Annotated in this window: 14 protein-coding genes; 13 read left to right on the forward strand and 1 reads right to left on the reverse strand. The window is 42.4% G+C overall.

Translation table 11 applies throughout. The features are described 5' to 3' along the window. Positions 1–149 precede the first annotated feature (149 nt). The 11 genes from UB51_RS25525 to UB51_RS25575 all read left to right on the forward strand — a co-directional run bounded on the left by UB51_RS25525 (position 150) and on the right by UB51_RS25575 (position 14613). Positions 150–839 (forward strand): response regulator transcription factor, encoded by a 690-nt coding sequence (locus UB51_RS25525; RefSeq protein WP_044879707.1) that lies wholly within the window; start codon positions 150–152, stop codon positions 837–839. Continuing rightward, positions 836–1846, forward strand: coding sequence for a sensor histidine kinase (locus UB51_RS25530; protein WP_044879708.1), 1011 nt, complete (start codon positions 836–838; stop codon positions 1844–1846). The genes UB51_RS25525 and UB51_RS25530 overlap by 4 nt, the downstream gene beginning before the upstream one ends. A gap of 81 nt (positions 1847–1927) precedes the next feature. Further along, entirely contained in the window at positions 1928–2683 is a 756-nt protein-coding gene (locus UB51_RS25535) for an ABC transporter ATP-binding protein (RefSeq protein WP_044879709.1), read from the forward strand. Beyond that, positions 2673–4613, forward strand: a complete 1941-nt coding sequence (locus UB51_RS26685; RefSeq protein WP_052676086.1) for an ABC transporter permease — start codon at positions 2673–2675, stop codon at positions 4611–4613. Before UB51_RS25535 ends, UB51_RS26685 begins: the two co-directional genes overlap by 11 nt. A 309-nt stretch (positions 4614–4922) precedes the next feature. After that, entirely contained in the window at positions 4923–5882 is a 960-nt protein-coding gene (locus tag UB51_RS25545) for an ABC transporter permease (protein WP_044879710.1), read from the forward strand. A 34-nt stretch (positions 5883–5916) separates the two neighbouring features. Then, positions 5917–6807, forward strand: coding sequence for a carbohydrate ABC transporter permease (locus tag UB51_RS25550; RefSeq protein WP_044880454.1), 891 nt, complete (start codon positions 5917–5919; stop codon positions 6805–6807). Between the two features lie 77 nt (positions 6808–6884). Continuing rightward, positions 6885–8546 carry an extracellular solute-binding protein gene (locus UB51_RS25555; protein WP_044879711.1) on the forward strand — a complete coding sequence of 554 codons (1662 nt, stop codon included), beginning with the start codon at positions 6885–6887 and terminating at the stop codon, positions 8544–8546. Between the two features lie 184 nt (positions 8547–8730). Then, a complete protein-coding gene (locus UB51_RS25560) occupies positions 8731–10272 on the forward strand; it encodes a response regulator (RefSeq protein ID WP_044879712.1) in 1542 nt (513 codons plus the stop codon). Beyond that, a complete protein-coding gene (locus UB51_RS25565) occupies positions 10269–12047 on the forward strand; it encodes a cache domain-containing sensor histidine kinase (protein ID WP_044879713.1) in 1779 nt (592 codons plus the stop codon). Before UB51_RS25560 ends, UB51_RS25565 begins: the two co-directional genes overlap by 4 nt. Positions 12048–12213: 166 nt before the next feature. Further along, entirely contained in the window at positions 12214–13134 is a 921-nt protein-coding gene (locus tag UB51_RS25570) for a VanW family protein (protein WP_044879714.1), read from the forward strand. A 180-nt stretch (positions 13135–13314) separates the two neighbouring features. Continuing rightward, on the forward strand, positions 13315–14613 hold the full coding sequence (locus UB51_RS25575; RefSeq protein WP_044879715.1) for an SMI1/KNR4 family protein: 1299 nt from the start codon (positions 13315–13317) through the stop codon (positions 14611–14613). 118 nt (positions 14614–14731) lie between these two features. Here the strand turns inward: UB51_RS25575 and UB51_RS25580 are convergent, their stop codons facing one another. Then, positions 14732–15472 (reverse strand): spermidine synthase, encoded by a 741-nt coding sequence (locus tag UB51_RS25580; protein WP_044879716.1) that lies wholly within the window; start codon positions 15470–15472, stop codon positions 14732–14734. Positions 15473–15758: 286 nt separating this feature from the next. On the opposite strand from UB51_RS25580, the gene UB51_RS25585 reads away from it, so the two are divergent. After that, complete coding sequence (locus tag UB51_RS25585; RefSeq protein ID WP_044879717.1) at positions 15759–17510, forward strand: ABC transporter ATP-binding protein; 1752 nt, start codon at positions 15759–15761, stop codon at positions 17508–17510. Continuing rightward, positions 17491–19335 (forward strand): ABC transporter ATP-binding protein, encoded by a 1845-nt coding sequence (locus UB51_RS25590; RefSeq protein ID WP_044879718.1) that lies wholly within the window; start codon positions 17491–17493, stop codon positions 19333–19335. Before UB51_RS25585 ends, UB51_RS25590 begins: the two co-directional genes overlap by 20 nt. Positions 19336–19392: the final 57 nt, after the last annotated feature.

Genomic DNA, 19392 nt, shown 5'->3' on the forward strand with positions numbered 1-19392 from the left:
GTAGCAGAGACCATTAGGAATTCCGATAGATTTAGATTACACTTTTCTTACAACGATTTAAGGTTATGTTCGATGGGACACTCACTTGCTTCAATGGTTATCCAGGGGTATTCTCTAAGTGAAGCTATATAGGTAAAGGAGTGTTAATGATGCAGACGATCTTGATTATTGAAGATGACCCTCAGTTACGGCAAATACTGAAGGAACACTTAGAAAAATATAATTATGAGGTTCACGTTATCGTAGAATTCGGGACCGTATTGGAACAGTTTAAAGAGGTTAAGCCACATTTGGTTCTGCTCGATGTGAATTTGCCCAAATTTGATGGCTTCTTCTGGTGCAGACAAATTCGTACCGTGTCGACCTGTCCCATTCTCTTTATCTCGGCGCGTGCAGATAAGATGGATCAAGTCGTAGCATTGCAGAACGGCGCAGATGACTATATCACCAAGCCATTCTATCCGGAAGTGGTGCTTGCGAAAGTTGAAAGTCAATTAAGACGTGCCTATGGAGATTATGCTTCATCCTCTACCATCATGACCGTAGGGGAATTGAGCTTGAAATTAGATACACATGAGCTTTCTTACAATGGTGTCACGGTTGAGCTTAGTTTTAAAGAAAAGACTTTACTAGCGCTACTAATGGAGCATTCTAATCAAGTGGTAAGTCGAGTATTTCTGCTCGATGCACTGTGGGATGATCATCGTTACGTGGGAGAGAACACGCTCAATGTCTATGTCACACGTTTGCGGAAGAGTCTTGAGATCATCGGTCTCGAACAGTCGATTGAGACGATCCGAGGTGTAGGGTACAGGCTGAAGTTGGGTGATGATACATGAGACTTTTTGTAAAAGATCACCTGATGCTCATCGCTATGAATCTTCTGCAATTATTCTTTTTATTATCGACGCTCTGGTTGGAAGGATTCACAAAGGTATCATCCCTCATGTATATTTTCTTGCTAGGCTTTGTTCTACTCTGCCTGTATTTAACCGTTCGTTATGTCCAGAATCGTTCTTACTATCATCTCCTATCTCAAGTTGAGACGATGAGCAAGCTGGATGATACCATACAGCTTAAAGCGAATACCTACGCAGCGAAGCGGACAGAAGACTTGTTACATAAGCAATATCAGCTATATATGAAAGATGTTGGGCAGTTTGAGTCGCGTCAGAAACAGCATATATTGTTTATGAATCAATGGGTTCATCAGATGAAGACACCTCTCTCCGTTGCGAATCTAATGACTAAAGGGCGACCCGATCCGTTATTTGTAGATATCCAAGAGCAGCTTGACCGGATGGAGAAAGGACTTGATATGGTGTTATATATGTCGCGTCTTGAGAGCTTTGAACTGGACTTTTTCCTCGAACAGACGGATATCCTTGAATTATTAAATGAGGTGTTACGCGATCATCGCCGTCTATTGATTAAAAATGAGCTGTATCCTTCCGTCCATGGAGAGGAAGGGTTGATCATCATAACGGATAAGAAGTGGTTAGCTTTCATCATGTCGCAGATTGTAACGAATGCAGTACGGTATTCTATGGCGTCTAGTCAGCTGGATGTTCGATTGTTTAGGGAAAAGGACTCGATTGTTGTTGAAGTAGAGGATTACGGTGTAGGTATTGCACCGCAGGATGTTCCTCGTGTATTTGATGCTCATTTTACGGGTGAGAACGGGCGACTATACCTTGAGTCAACAGGGATGGGTCTGTATATGGCTAAGGAAGTATGTCTACGCTTAACACATACGATTGAGGTGACATCCGTTCAAGGGTCAGGTACAACGGTTCGTATGACCTTTGCTGTGCCAAGAGACTTATCTTACATCGATGTAAGATAAGTGTAAGGAAAACAAGTCGATCCCTTGATTGTGATTACGGTAAGTTGTAGGTAACACAATAGAAGGGAAGAGGTTGGGCACATGAATACAGTACAAATAAATCAAGTGAGTAAGATATATAACGGCAAAGTATCCTATAAGGCATTATCAGATATTTCTTTTACGATACAGCAGGGAGAGTTTGTAGGAATTATGGGGCCATCGGGTAGTGGGAAGACAACATTACTTAACTTGATTTCCACGATTGATCCCCCTACATCAGGCGAAATAATGATTAATAATAAACGAGCAACAGGTTTATCGAAAAAGGAGCTTGCTACGTTTCGCCGTCGTGAATTCGGTCTTGTCTTTCAAGATTTTAACCTTCTTGATACGTTGACGGTCAAAGAAAATATCATCTTACCGTTATCGCTTGATCGCAAGAGTCTCGTTGAGATGAATATACGTGTCCAAGAGATTGCTGAACGAATTGGGATTTCAGAGATCCTAGATAAACGTACGTATGAAATTTCAGGGGGGCAGCTTCAACGCGCAGCGATTGCACGAGCCGTGATTCATCAGCCTTCACTATTACTTGCGGATGAGCCTACGGGTAATCTTGATTCCAACTCGTCTCGTCATGTGATGAGAATGATAGAAACGCTGAATCGTGAAGATCAGACTACGACCCTTCTAGTCACTCATGATCCTGTTGCGGCAAGTTATTGTCAGCGCATTATCTTTATAAAGGATGGTCAACTTCACAATGAACTGCGCCGAGGAGAGAATAAGCAGACCTTCTATCAGGAGATTATTAACACGTTGTCATTTCTAGGGGGCGAGTCTCGTGACATTTAGTCAATTCGCCTGGAACAATGTAACCCGAAATGCGCGAGCTTATGTAGCCTTCTTCCTGTGTAGCACATTCTCTGTGTCGATTTTCTTTTCTTATGCGATATTTATGTTTCATCCTAAACTGTTGAACAACGAACTCGGAATGTCTGTTAAAGCTGGAATGACAGCAGCAGAATATGTTATTTTCTTATTCTCTTTTTTCTTTGTTCTCTACTCCGTTAGTTCCTTCTTGAAAGCAAGGAAGAAGGAATTTGGAATATTAACCATACTCGGTGCGGAGCAAACACATATGTATACCCTTATTTTTATGGAGAATATAATCATTGGAGCGCTTGCTATAGTAAGTGGTCTAGGTTTAGGTCTATTGTTTTCTAAATTGTTCTTATTATTAAGTACCGAAATGACAGGCCTTGAAGGACTGAATTTTTACTTCCCAACACAAGCTATAGGGTTGACCACAGGTGCTTTTGCAGCCCTTTTCTTTATCATTTCGTTTACAACGATGTTTTTTCTACGAAATCAACAAACGATGGAATTACTGAAAGGGACGAGTAAACCGAAAACAGAGCCGAAAGCGTCAATTTTTCTGTCGCTCCTGTCGGTCGCTTGTATAGGTGGTTCTTTTTTCCTAATTCAGAGAGATATTGGTCAAACTTATTTATACGTGCTTGGCTTAGGTAGCATCGGTACGTATTTCTTTTTTACACAGCTAAGTGTATTCATGATCCGTATTTTGAAACGTAGTCAGACTTTCTTTTACCGTGGAGTCAATCTTCTCTGGCTATCAGAGATGGCGTACAAAATTAAAGACAGTGCACGTATATTCTTTATCATCACAGTCGTAACTGCGATGGCTTGTGGGTTCCTGAGCATTGTATTGAGTGAAGACAGTCAGAATAAACGAGAATTCATCAATAAACCGTTTGCGATTCAATATAAATCATATGATACGTTAAACTCCGAGTGGGATCAGGATGTACAGAGAATCGATCAAATCTTAGATCACAACGAAATAGCCTATGACAAAATACAATATGAAAGTGTAAATGTGAATTTTGAAGAGGAGGCTTCGGGTTCGTTTGCAGTAACTCGTTTATCGGACTACAAGCAACTAGCAGGGATTTATGATCTCCCTAACATCGATGCCTTAGCGGATCGAGAATTAGTTCTTCTCAACAATTCTTCAAGTTCATTTACCGATTCTGGTCAAAGGAAAACAGATGGGTTTAGATCATATACAAATCTGACAGTTAGTACATTTTCATTCGATGTTATGATGCAAGAAACGGTGACTATACCGAATATCTATGATGAGCAAATAGTAGTCATATCTGATCAGCAATATAACGATTTGTATGAGCAAGTATTGGAAGTTCCTAAAGGTAGGTCATCCTCTGCTGCCGTTTTTTATAGGATAACGGAATGGTCGAATGATGATCTTCCTGTAGAAGATTCAATAGAATCGAAGGTTACAGGAGAAATCAACAACGTGATTAATCAAGATCTAGGATTCATTTCTCTTCGTGCGCTGGACTTCTTACAAGTACAGCAAACAACTAGCATTTTTAAATTTGTATGGATCTTCATTGCTGCAATATTCTCAGTGTCATCCATCAGTTTCTTATATTTCAAATTGTACAGTGATTTGCAGGCGGATCAACGTATGTATCAGTCATTATCACGGATGGGTCTTACGGAGCAAGAAATGAGTACGTCAGCCTCGATCCAGCTGGCTATTCTATTCTTTCTTCCGCTATTCATTGCATCCCTTGGAGCGATTATAACGGTAGAGCTCATTCGTCCAGAACTAGCGATTGCGAGCACGATACAATCCTCTTTAACAGTTGTATTGGGTTACTTCATTATACAAGTTGTTTATTTCATTCTAATTAGAGCTCTCTATGTCCAAAAGTTGAAAAAGGCCATGTTCTAAGCATCGAAAGACCTGAAAGAAGGAGCCTTTGAGAAAAATGCCTTTCTTTTAGGTATCTTGCACGATGCCTCTAGATACTTCTATTGTTCTATTGGGTACAAATGGTGTTCGCCTAAAGAGCAGAAATGCAGCTATTCCTAGTATGTAGGAGTAGCTGCATTTTTGTTAGAAAGCATGTCCCAAATGACCTATTTGTTTTTGATGATTGAAAAGTATCATTTTTAGTTGTTCAGGTAGATAGTAATGGTTTTGCTCTCAGGATAGAATGTAAGAAGAACAACAAGAGCAAAGAGCAAGGGGGATTGAATAGTGGCGCAACTTTCCGTAGAGAACGAGTTAAGATTGAAACCGAAAAAGCCAAAAAGTGTGTTCAGTCGGTTTATAGCACAAATGGATCTCCAATTGATGGTGATTCCTGGGTTGTTGCTTATCTTTGTATTTAGTTATATTCCGATGTACGGTGTCCTAATGGCTTTTCAAGATTACAGCATTTTCAAAGGTTTTATGGCGAGTGAATGGGTTGGTCTGAAGCACTTTGATATGTTCTTCAACTCCCCAGAGTTTTGGAACGTCATGCGAAATACGGCTATCATAAGCTTATTGAAATTTTGTATTGGCTTCCCAGCACCGATCGCTCTCGCATTGATGCTCAATGAAGTAAAGAACATGATGTTTAAGAAAGTCATACAAACGGTAAGTTATCTTCCTCACTTTATGTCTTGGGTGATCGTCGCTGGATTGATCATGTCAATGCTTTCGACAGACAATGGAAGCGTAAACATCCTGCTTGAGAAGATGAATTTCATTGACGAACCGATTAACTTCCTATCGATTCCCAACATGTTTTGGGGCATTCTCGTATCAACGGGTGTCTGGAAGGAAATCGGCTTTGGCTCCATTGTATATCTAGCAGCTATCGCTAGTATTGATCCTAGCATGTATGAGGCTGCATCCATGGATGGAGCAAGTAAGTTTAAACAAATCTTTTTAATCACACTCCCTTCTATCATGCCTGTTATCATTATATTTATGATACTAGCGATTGGGAATTTGCTGAATGCAGGTTTTGAAGATATACTCCTGCTTGCTGTAAACCCAATACTCAGGGATGTTTCCGATGTCATTGATACTTACGTGTATCGAGTGGGTATTCAAAACTCAAGGTACTCATACGCCACTGCAGTAGGTTTATTCAAAGCAGTAATCAGCGTCGGACTTCTAACAATAGCCAACTATGCAGCACGCAGAAATGGCAACAGCTTGTGGTAAACAAACAACAGTCCGGAAAGGCGATGATGCAGTTATGAGACACAGCTTGGGAGACCGCATTATGACGGTTACCATTTACATCCTACTTACACTATTGGCTTTTGTGACCTTTTATCCCTTCTGGAATGCGCTTGTCATTTCATTTAACACGGGGATAGATACCTCGAAGGGTGGTATAACTTTTTGGCCACGAAGTTGGACTTTAGAAAATTACGGCATTGTATTTAAGGACCCTCGATTGGTCAACGCATTTATGGTCTCGATCGCAAGGACGGTTGTCGGTACTGCAGCATCGATACTGTGCACGGCGATTTTCGCTTATGGCATTTCGAAGAAAGAGCTGATGGGCCGCAAATATTATATGATTATGTGCATCATTACGATGTATTTCAGCGGTGGTCTCATTCCTTCCTTCCTGCTCATTCGGGAATTGCATCTGATGAATACGTTCTGGGTATTTATTATCCCATCGCTTATCAGCGTTTGGAATATGATCATTTTTCGCACCTTCTTTCAAGGCTTGCCTGCAGGTCTTGAGGAATCGGCCAAAATCGATGGAAGTGGCAATTGGGGCGTCTTTTTCCGGATCGTTATTCCACTATCCGGACCCGTTATCGCAACGCTATCGCTTTTCACGGCTATCTTTCATTGGAATGATTGGTTTGGGCCAAGTATCTACATTACAAATGAGAAGCTGGTTCCTATACAAACGATGCTGAAGCAAATATTGAACTCTAACACCATATCGGATTTGTCTCAGCTCGATTCAGCGGCACAGGGCCAACTGGCTAAAATGAGAACGGTATCAAGCAAGTCACTGTCCATGGCGACGATGATGGTGGCCACGCTTCCGATCATTATGGTGTATCCGTTCGTGCAGAGATATTTTGTAAAAGGTGTTCTCGTTGGATCTTTGAAAGAGTAGCAGCCAGCGTGTGAAAAGTGGTTTTTAGCGAAAGCTTTAAACATATAAAAATGAGCTTGAAAGGGGAGTTTTAACAAATGAAGTTTAAAAGTAAACTGCTCGTCCCGATCGTCTCCACATTTATGGCTGTTGCTTTAATAGCGGGCTGCGGCGGAGGTAATGGAGGTAATTCCAGCAACGGTGAAGCTGCTAAAACTCCAAAGGAGACTAATAGCGATACGCCAGCATCTGTGTATGAACTTGGCAAGGAACAACTTGATTTCACACTTTATGGTCATTATGACTGGTATACCATGCCTGCATGGGGTGGCGATATTTCAAGTACATGGATTAAAGATACGAAGAAAGTAAACGTTAAAGCGATTCATTCCGGTGGGTCAGCTGAATCTAAGTTGAACACGATGATTGCGAGTGGAGAGTTACCTGATGCGATCTGGTTGGAGCGTCTTAATGTTGAGAAATTGCGTAGTAACGATTTACTCGTACCATTGGACGATTATATAGACAAATATCCGAATCTGAAAAAGTGGTTGGGCGAAGAAGGTATTAACATGCTTCGTTCTGAAGACGGTAAATTGTACCAATTCCCTAACTGGTATACAAATCAACCTAACGGTAACGCGGGTTATGTTGTGAACAAGAAAATTTACACTGAGCTTGGCTCTCCTAAGCTAGAAACAACGGATGACCTATACAGCTACTTGAAGCTTGTAAAAGCGAAATATCCGAATGTTGTTCCTTATGAGCCAGATTTAGCGAAGGACGGACAAGGGATTGACATGTTGTATTCAGCTTTCAAAGAAAACGATCAAAAATATCCGGGTCTGCGTGCTGTTAAGAATGGGGATAAATTGACTTCGATTTTCCTTGATCCTGAATACCGCGAAGCACAACAATATGTCTCTAAGCTGTTCCGCGAGAAATTGATTACGCAAGATGCTATGACACAAACAAAAGATCAAATTGAAGAAAAAGTAATGACAGGCCGCGTTGCTGTTTACGCAGGTGCAAGTCCGACGGAATTCGCGATGAAAGCTCATGCTGAGCTTACGAAAAGTGATCCAGAAGCAGGTTATTTCATGATTTGGCCGATTCACAAGGAAGGTCTTGATAAAGATAAGATTTTCCCTGGAACATACAATATGCTTGGTTGGAACGTAACGGTTATTACGAAATCAGCTAAAAACCCAGAAGCGATCTTCGCCTTCTATGACTGGCTGACAGGTGCTGAAGGACAGAGTGTAATAACATGGGGCCCTCCAGGCATCTATTGGGATGGCGTAGAAGCAGACGGCGAGACTCCGAAATTCACAGACAAATATACGTCTGACGGAGCTACACTAGCGAAGTTGCAATCGGAGACAACGAACCTGAACTGGGTTGGTAATACGGTGTTCCTAGATACAACGAAAGCGAAATTTGAAGAGAAATTGCCAGTTGAACAACAAAACTGGTCAACTCGTTACCAACGTGAAGTTACGTGGAAAACGCAATCCGATGCCACAGAATTCATTGGCATTGATCCACCAGCAGAATCAGAAGAAGGTATTATTCGTCAGCGTATTCAGGATCTGTACCTTGAAGTGAGCGCAAAAACATTGTTCGCTAAATCCGATGCAGAGGTGATTGCCATCCTTGATAAGGCGGAGGCGGATGCTCAAACTGCTGGTTATGACAAACTACTAGCTTTCAGAACCGAAAAATGGCAAGCAAACCTTGCAAAAATGAAAGCAAAATAATTAAAATTATAATTAATGCTTTTCAAAAAACGGCGGGTATACTAAGCTTCTTAGTATACCCGAGTTTTTTCGTTTTCAGACAAATTCTCATGTTATGGATGATTTTTCAAAAAAAGGACAGCGATAAGGGTTGGCTGGAAATGCAAGCCCCAATCGTATTTCCAAAAATGGAGTTGAGAGCATCATGTACAAAGTACTGCTGGCAGATGACGAACAGCTAGATTTGGAAGGTATGCGTACATTTATTCCTTGGCAGGAACTCAATATGGTGGTCGTTGCTGGGGTAATGAACGGCTTCGATGCTTGTAAGGTGCTGGATGAGGAAAGGATCGACATTCTAGTAACGGATGTGCGAATGCCCAATATGTCGGGTCTGGAGCTTGCGAGACGAGCACTCGAGAAATCAAAGGATATTAAAATTATATTCGTTAGTGGCTATCAGGATTTTAGTTATGCGAAGCAGGCGTTGTCGCTTCATGCCGTCAATTATTTACTGAAGCCGATGGATGATCAAGAGCTTATCGATTCCTTAATCAAGGTACGTGCGGATTTGGATCAGGAGCGGGTACGACAAGATACATATGGGCAAATGGTCCCGATCGTCAAAAATGAATTTTTACTGCAGCTGCTTGAAGGGCCGAGCAATGAGAAGACAATTGATACGCTTAACAAGGAGTATAAAATGAATCGTTTTGTTTGGCCAGGCTATGCGGCAGTTCTTGAGATTGATGATCTGTCGTGGAAGATGGGCGATCAGAATCGGATCGAGCAGGGCGAAATGCAGCAGGTCGTATCGATTTGTACAGAGCTCGGCGTAAGGCATATTTGTAAAATAAGCAAAACACGGGTAGCAGTGCTCATAGAATGTTCAGATAACGATTTTTTATTGCAGCAGATTATGGATCGAGTGAACGAGGAAAATTATTTTTCGATTACGGCCGGTGTTGGGGAACTACGCTACTCAATCTCTGAATTAACGGCATCTTATCATCAAGCGGTGGAAGCGTTAGATTTGAAAATGTTCTATGGCAAAGGTAAGATCATCGGTTACGGCGAGGTTAGACCTTCGGAGAAGGAGGATATGAAGTTTTTAGATACAAAGCTTGAGGCGTTATTCGTAGCGATGTCGGACTATGAGCTTGTCCGCATTCATGATGAGCTGGATACTTTGTTTCAGGTGGCCAAAAGCTTGAAATCAAAATTTACGCTGCGTAATTATGCGCTCTATATCGTAATGAAGCTTGATAATTATTTACAAAGTACGAATGAAAGCGTATTTCAGTTGTTAGGGATGGAGCTGGATAATTACGAAATCATACAGCAATTTGAAACGATAAGTGACATTCACTCATGGCTTAGACGGAGAGTTTATGAAATTTCGGAGACACTGCAAGCGAATAAACATAGAAAAAATTGGAAATTTATTAAGCAAATGATTGAATACATGAAGGAACACACGCATGACAACATTACGCTGCGTGACTTAGCTGAGCAGTTCTCGTTCTCGCCGAACTATCTCGGATTAATTTTCAAAGAGGAAACAGGCAAAAATTTTAGTGAATATTTCATCCAACTGCGAATGGAGAAATCATGCGAGCTACTCAAAACGACGAATATGAAAATATATGAAATTGCCGATCAGGTTGGCTATCGCCACTTGCCTTATTTTAGCAGACAATTTAAAGAAACGTACGGTATGACGCCATTGGAGTATAGACGAGCATGACCGCGCACAAGAAGGAGCATCATTATATTCCGTTTGGCATCAAGCTGATGATCACGTACAGCTTGTTTATTATCATACCTGTGCTTCTCGTTGGCTACGCTGCTAATATGATCTTTACGAACTCGATACAAGAGCAAACTCGCGAAATCAATCACGGAACGTTGGAGCAGATGAAGGATAATATTTCTTACAGAATAGAGGATATGTCACGCATTTCAGGTATGCTTTATTTCGATAGCAATCTAGCCTTTTATTTACGACATCTTGAGGAGGGCTGGGTTAGCTACGAGGCAACGACGAAGCAGCTTCTTCCGAAAATACAGACGACAATTGAGTCAGCGAACAATAAAATGAGGCTCGCGGTCTATCTCCATAACGATACACTTCCAGAGATTTATCATAACTACAATAACAGCGATCCTCTGAAGGCCGAAGGTCCGTTATTCGATTTGTACCATATTGCTAGAATTAAGGATAGGCCGTGGTACATGAATTATCCGAAGGAGAAATATGGTCAAACCATGCAATGGAAGCAGGTGGAGGGCGACGCGAAATTCGAACATATTTCACTCTTAAGACGGCTTGTTGATACGAATAGTCCGTTGGCGCTTAAAGAAATCGGTTTCATTCGCATTAGCTTGAGAATAACGGATCTTCTCGGAAGCGTTGATTTCCAGAAAATCGGCAACGGAACGAAAATTTTTGCGCTGGATGAAAGCCGTAAAATTATGTTCTCCTCTGGCGATACAGACTATAATCTCGGTGAGACGCTAAGTGAGAAGGAAATCGCTAACTATTGGGTCATTGACGAGGTTATTCCGCAGCTGAATTGGCATCTTGTCGCGCTCGTCCCGAACGACATTATGGAGCAGGCGACCAGTAAGGTTAGACTGTGGACGATATTCATCTGCTTAGCCTGTTACATCATATTTTCAATAGCTGGCTTATTCGTATCCCGTTTCTATTCTCGTAGGGTATCCAAAATAGTCCGCGTTCTCGATGCATTTCAAGAGGGGAACTTCCAGAAAAGCATACATTTTAAGGGGAAAGATGAATTCACACGCATTTCGGTAGCCCTCAATGAAATGGGTCAGAACATTGATGAATTAATTCAAGAACTGTATATGACGAACCTCAAGAAAAAGGAAGCCGAGCTAGAGTCGCTACAGGCGCAAATTAATCCCCATTTCTTGTATAACACGTTATCCTCGATTAGCCGCTTGGCGAAATTTGGCGAGGTGGACAAGTTACAGCGGATGGTGTTGGATTTGGCTAAATTTTACCGTCTATCGCTTAATGAGGGAAGAACGGTTATACCGATCAAGAATGAGTTGGAGCAAATTAATGCCTATATCAATATTCAAAAGACGAAGTTTGGTGACAGCTTACAGGTGATGTTTGACGTTGAGTCGGATATTATCCGGTATCAGACTGTAAAGCTTATTTTACAGCCTTTTATCGAAAATGCGTTAGAGCATGCCTGGTACGGCGATCGTATTAACATTCGTATAATCGGCAGGCTGGAGGGAGAGCTTATCACGTTCCGAATTATTGATGACGGCATCGGCATTCATCCCGAAATACTTCGCCAACTTTTTGATCCTGCGGAGAGCTTAAACGTTGGCTTTGGCATTCGTAATGTGGACGAAAGAATTAAGCTTCATTTCGGGCCAGAATACGGTGTGAAAATCGTGAGTAAGCGGGGCATGGGAACGTCTGTCAACATTACGATTCTTGCCCAAAAAAAAGATAAACCCTCGGGCCGTCTTAGTTAAAATATTAATCAATGGCTTATTCCAACTTGTAATGTGAGGAGGAATGAGTCTTTTTTGTATGCTCAGAATCATAAGCAAGCTTCGGATCTATTAACCATTTATGTATCAGCTCGTCGTATTTGATTCATACTATGACCGATGCTGATATAGAAGGGGGAAAGTAACTTTGAGGTTTCATTTGATTCTATATGTTTTATTTATATTACAACAAATACATCCTCTGGAGCCTTTGGTGATTAAGGATCAAGGACAAGTTATAGCAGAAATGAATCAGTCGGATTACACAATACCCGGAGTAGCGCTCGTTGATGATATTAAAGTAAATGTTCTAATGGACGATTTGGATAAGCAAGTATATCGGGCGCCTAGTAATGCTGTTATTGATGGAGGAGGCAGAATTATATCCGAGAAAATAGGTAGGCAGCTTAACCGAACGAAATTTAAGGAGCAGGTTTACAGCTATATTTTCGAGGGTAGCTTCACTACATTGGATGTGCCTTTGCGGAATGTCCATCCAAGGGTAGATAGCGAGCTGTTGGAATCTATTATGGCTAAGAAGATTGGGAACTATTATACATATTACAATGCAAATAATAAAAACCGTTCTCAGAATATCGGACTCGCCGCAAAAGCAATCAATAATGTTGTCATTTTTCCTGAAGAGACATTTTCGTTCAATACGGTTGTAGGGAAGCGAACGAAGGAGAAGGGATACTTACGTGCTCCTATCATTGTAAGGGGAGAAGCATCCGAAGATATTGGCGGAGGGATATGTCAGATTTCATCGACACTCTACAATGCGGTTGATCGAGCCGGGTTAGAAATTATCCAGCGATATTCCCATAGTAAGAATGTCCCCTATGTACCTCCTGGTCGCGATGCAACAGTAAGCTGGTATGGACCTGATTTTTCTTTTAAAAACAAGTACAATCAACCGATTCTCATACGAGCTTTCGCGCATGGGGGGCAAGTTAGCATCATGATTTCCTCTTCTGATATGATCGATAACAAACCGCGAGAAGTGCCTAGCGCCTCTAAAAAAATACCGGAGGAGATTACAACCGACCTGAATGCTAATCATATGTGAATGGGTCGAACGAATTGCTCGATTCTCTCATTTGGCTATTTTTCTTTGTTGGGGACCTTGGTCCTAGTTTGTCGGATTCAAAGCTTGGTTTGTATTTCAGAAGTTAACATGCTCTTTTGGCTTCCGTTTTTGGTATAATTTCCTTACTGATATTACTTACAGAAGGGAGAACATCACAAGATGCATCAACGAATGGAGATATGGGGGCAGCAATGGGATATTCTCATTTCAAAGCTGGATCAAAAAGGGGCGGATACGCATCTCACATTGGACCCACCAGCCAGTGAGGCGGAGCTAACCGAAGCTGAATCTAGGCTTGGGGTTCGGCTGCCAAACGAGTTACGTACTCTGTTAGGACAGGGGAGTGCTAAAGCACTTGTGTATTGGAATCTTCCAGACGGTATTATTATACCGTTCGAGGTGAGCGGAGACGTAGGCTGGGATATTCAATCTTTAGATTTCCCGGATTTCGCAGATGACAATATGATACAACAGCAACGTTACATGACGTTTCATCTCGCTGGGAACGGCGATGAGCTGCTACTCGATCTAGAAGACGGATCGGGGCAGCCTGCCGTTGTGCATTGGGCGCATGAGATGGGAGAATTCCTGCGGCTAGCCCCTTCTTTAGGTGAATTTATAGATCGGATTACAGAACTAGGCTGCGTGGGGGCAGAGGAGTGGCAATATCCGCCGTTCTGTGATGAGGAGGGGCTGAATCCAGTTGGGACGAATGCGATGAAATGGAAACATTGGCTGCATCAGTACACGTCACTTACACTCGATAAGGTACGGACTGAATTGCTATCGCTCATCTCCTATACGACAATGAACGGTATAGATGCGGATGTTGTGGCTTCGTTTGCATCATTTGATCCAGATGACGTTCTTCAAGCATGGTTGGCTCGTATACAGGCGGAGCCGGAGCGGAACGTGCGGCAAAGTCTAATGCGGTATGTAGGTCAAAGTATGGGTCCATATGCCGCTGAATGGGTGCGTACGTTATGGTCTGATCCAGCTACGGATGGAAGCATTCCGCAGGTTCAGGCTTATCTGGCTGCGTTGTGCCTACCAGAAGAAGAAGGCTTGCAGCTCGTATGGAATCATTTGGACAGCGAGTCAAAGGGAACCAAGCTGAGCGGTTACCTGGCGAATTCTATGCTCTCTCCATTTCATAGCCGACATGTGATCGCGTGGATGGAAACAAGGGTGTCTTTTCCCTACGGAGGTTGGGAGACATTATTTGCACAATCTTGCCCAGTTACAGAAGATGTTATTCGCTGGCTGAATGGCAAAGATGTGCAGCGCCAAGTCGTCATCTCAGCCCTGTCCAAACTGCCGGACGAAACAGAGTTATTGGCAAGCGAGTTAGATCGTCGAAGTATGCTGGAACTGCTGAAGCAAGCACTGGATCAAGCGGTGCTTAAGAAAGAAAAACAGTTGGTACAGGAGGCAATTAGTAGATTTGAACGTGGGTAACATCGTACCCGTTAATTATTGCGTTATGTATATCATCTTCATCCGTAGTGGAACATGAAACAGCCACCCTATATTATTTTACGAGGGAGTGGCTGTTTCTTTTTGTAAGCCATGTTAATTAGATATCCATAATAATATGTCCTTCACCGAGTTCAATCTCTGTGAAGCCGGCCATATGACGTGCTTGAAATACGATGGGCTTATTACTGGCAATGATAATAATATTTAGGATATCGTTGAAACCATCTGACGGTAAGAGAAACAATTTGGTATAGGCGTATTCTTTGCTAACGGTTGTATAGATGGCCTTAATTAGCTTGTCATTCTCACCTCTTCCCGTCAGATTCATGATGATAGCTCCCTCGGAATCGAGTTTTTCTTTGGTAATCTTGAAAAATTCCTTGGATATTAATTGCCGTGGAGTTCCCTTAGCGGTGAAGGCGTCCAGAATAATATAATTATAGGCATGTGGTTCTTCACTCTCGAGAATATGACGTCCATCACCGATGATTACATTATTCTTGAGGTAACCGAAATACCTCTTGCTTAATTCAACTACTTTATCATCAAGTTCTGCTATTTTAAATTTCTTCTCTGCAAAATGGCTGGCGATTGTTCCTATTCCATGCCCGATTAGAAATACGTCTTCAAATGATGGGTTGTTAAACTCCATTAAGTGGATCATTGCTCTCGGATATTCAAACATGATGCGTTTCGGATGATTTAAATCCATCGCACCTTGGATAGCTGCATTCGAAAACTCCAGAACTCGGAATTTTCCTTTCTCCCCATATAACTCGTTAGTATCATAAACCGCTATTTCATGATTGTTACTGAGCTCTTTAAATAGTAAATGCAAGTCAACGATCTCCTTTAAGTTTCTTTATAACAGTATACCATCAGATATCTTAGGTACACATAGGTCGGACTTAGAATGGAGTTGATGTATACATGAATGGTGGATTGTTACTATAAAAAGCATTAGTTGATATGTATAGTAGATGAGGCCACCATTCGTTATGGGTCATCTTTTTTATAATCGACTACTATAGGCAGTGGTTTGGTTGAATAGGTTATAATATACATATGAGTTCAAAGTTAAACTTTGTTTTTACTAAATCATCGGGTCTGCTTGGAGGAATGTTATGGGTATCATCTTTTCTTTTCTTAAAAAGTATCGGGTTGCTTCGATCGTGGCTTTAAGCATGATGCTCATTGAGCTGACTGTGGAGTTACTCCAGCCATTTCTTATCTCAAAAATTATTGATGAAGGAATCCTAAAGAAGGATTTATCTGTCGTATGGCTGTGGGGAGGCGTGTTGGTCGGAAGCGCAGTCGTCGCATTTATTGCTGGAATCTCAAGTTCATTCTACGCATCCCATGCGAGTCAGGGATTGGGTTATGATCTTCGAGATAAGTTATATTCCAAAGTCCAGTCACTCTCTTATTCGGTATTTAATCGGTTCGCGACCGCATCATTGATCACACGTCTGACCGGTGATATCTCACAGGTTCAGGATACAGTGTTTATGAGCTTGCGGTTCATGACACGCGTACCTCTACTAGTGGTGGGGAGTGTGATCATGGCATTGATTGTGAATGTAAAGCTGGGATTGTTGTTGGTGCTTACGATCCCCGTATTGTTGTTATTTATATTGTGGATGATGAAGAAGGCGTCCATGTTATTCCGGATGGTTCAATGTCGACTGGATGGGGTGAATGGCGTTATTCAGGAGAATCTAACGGGTATAAGGTTAATTCGTGTCTTCGTACGTATGAGTCATGAGATTAATAGATTCGCGAAATCTAGTGGGGAATTGATGAAAGGCACGATATCTGCGTTACGATTAACGGAAAGTACGATGCCTTTTATCCTTCTCATGATGAATGCTGGGATCATCGCTATATTATGGTTCGGACGAATGGATATTGCAACGGGAAGCGCGACAGTGGGCGAAGTGGTTGCGGTCGTCAATTATTCGTTGCGGACTATTGGAGCAATGTCAGCATTGTCATGGCTAGTCGTTACCTTCTCTAGAGCTTCAGCTTCGGCTCAGCGGATTCAAGAGGTATTATCTACTGAGAATGATACATATGACAATGAATTGGATAATAATGTAAACGAACTTAATCGGCAGACCATCGAAGGTCGAGTGGAATTTGAGGGTATTAGCTTCCAATATCCGGGAAGTGGAATTGCTGTACTGGAGGATATCTCTTTTGAAGCAGGCATAGGTGAAACTATCGCGATCATGGGAGCGACTGGAGCGGGTAAATCTTCGCTTGTTCAATTGATTCCGAGTTTATATGAGCAGGACAGGGGTGTTGTTCGTATCGATGGCATCGATACGCGGAAGCTTGACGTCTCATCGTTACGTGGAGCGATCGGTTATGTGCCACAGGAAGTAGTTCTCTTTACAGGTTCCATTCGTGATAACATCGCTTGGGGTCTTGAAGATGCAAGTCTAGAGCAGATTAAGGAAGCTGCGAAGCGGGCGCAGATCCATGATACGATTGCACACCTACCGAATGGATACGATACAATGCTTGGACAACGGGGTGTCAATCTGTCTGGAGGACAGAAGCAACGCCTATCCATTGCAAGGGCACTTGTAAGAAATCCTAAGATTCTAATCTTAGATGATAGTACAAGTGCACTGGATGTGGAAACGGAAGCAGCACTCCTCGAAGCACTGAAAAGTTTATCCTGCACTACATTCTTGATTACCCAGAAGATCAGCTCTACGACATCGGCTGATTTAATTTTATTACTCGATGAAGGCAGGCTAATTGAGCGAGGGAACCATAAGGACTTAATGGCAAGTTCGTCTCTTTATTGTCGTATCTATGAATCTCAGTATGGGGAGGTGGCACAGCATGTTCAAAGCGTTCATTGAGCCATTTCAACATCCTGCACCAAAGCTAGATCTGGGCAAGAATAACAAAGGTAACTCTGGGCGTAAGCCGAAGGCCAAAGCCAAAAATTGGTCAGGCACGCTGCAACGGATCTGGAACTATCTTGCTCGCCGTAAAGCGAAGCTTAGCCTTGTTCTATTCATGGTTGTGCTTAGCTCTGGGCTTTCGCTTCTAGGCCCTTATCTGATAGGTGTTGCAGTCGATGACTATCTGCAGGGAGCTGGAGGTCAGACATGGGTTTATTTCCTTATTGGGTTGAGTGTCGTATATGCGCTGTATTCACTTACATCTTGGTTGCAGAATATTTGGATGATCGAGATTGCACAGGAGACGATCTACCGAATGAGGTTCGATTTATTCGCACATCTGCACAGGCTACCTATTCCGTTCTTTGGTAAGCGGCAACAAGGAGAGATTATGAGCCGATTGACGAATGATATTGAGAATGTTAGTTCAACGCTAAATAGCTCAGTCATTCAAATATTCTCTAGTGTATTGACCCTTATAGGTACGGTCACTGTTATGCTATGGCTTAGTCCATTATTAACGTTGCTTACATTCACCATCGTGCCTCTAATGGCGTTAGGAATGCGCTGGATTACAAAGCGTACAGGTCCGCTCTATAAAGAGCGACAAAGAAATTTAGGAGAGCTGAACGGATACATTGAAGAGACATTGTCAGGTCAACGGATCATCAAAGCATTCTCACAGGAACCACGGGTTATTCGTGGATTGGCTGAGCGTAATGAACAGATTAAACAATCAGGCTTCTGGGCGCAGACGATCTCTGGATTCATTCCGAAGCTCATGAATGGACTGAACAATCTGAGCTTTGCCATTGTAGCGGGTGTCGGAGGGATTCTAGCCATTAAAGGCTCGATCACCGTTGGGGTAATTATTGTATTTGTTGAATATTCAAGACAGTTTACGAGACCCCTTAATGATCTGGCTAATCAGTGGAACACTGTACTATCTGCCATTGCGGGTGCAGAGCGTGTATTCGAGTTGTTGGACGAGGATGCGGAGGCTAAGGATGAGGGCGCTGCAATAACGTTAGATACCATGGAAGGTGCCGTGTGTTTCTCGAATGTTTCTTTTTCGTATGATGAGGATGGAGCCGGAGATACACTAACTGATATTAGTTTTGAAGCCAAGCCGGGTGAGATGATTGCTTTGGTAGGTCCTACAGGTGCAGGCAAGACGACATTGATTCAATTGTTATCACGATTTTACGATCCAAGTGGTGGTAATATTACCGTTGATGGGCATGACCTCACTACGATCCGTCGAGATAGTCTGCGTTCACAAATGGCATTTGTTCTGCAAGACTCGTTCTTGTTCCAAGGAACAATCCGTGAGAATATACGTTTTGGTAGGCTAGATGCGACGGACGAAGAAGTGGAGGAGGCATCGAAGCTTGCGAATGCCCATTCATTCATTATGCGGATGACAGATGGATATGACAAAATGCTTCAGGGGGACGGTAGTGGGATCAGTCAAGGCCAGAAGCAGCTACTTGCGATTGCACGTGCCCTTCTCGCTAATCCTTCAATGCTTGTACTTGATGAAGCAACGAGTAGCATCGATACGGTAACTGAGATCAAGATACAGGAAGGATTACAGCGACTCATGGAAGGCCGAACAAGCTTTGTGATCGCCCATCGATTGAATACGATTCGGCAGGCGGATCGAATATTAGTGCTGAAGGATGGCCGATTGCTCGAACAAGGGACACATGACGAGCTGTTGGCGCAAGGTAGATTTTATAGTGCTCTGTTCCAAGGACATTTGAGGAAAGAAGCTTAGTACTCCTACAGAAATTCAAACGGCTACTCCGGTGTATTACCAGAGTGCCGTTTCTTA

The organism is Paenibacillus sp. IHBB 10380, assembly GCF_000949425.1.
Taxonomy (GTDB): domain Bacteria; phylum Bacillota; class Bacilli; order Paenibacillales; family Paenibacillaceae; genus Paenibacillus_AQ.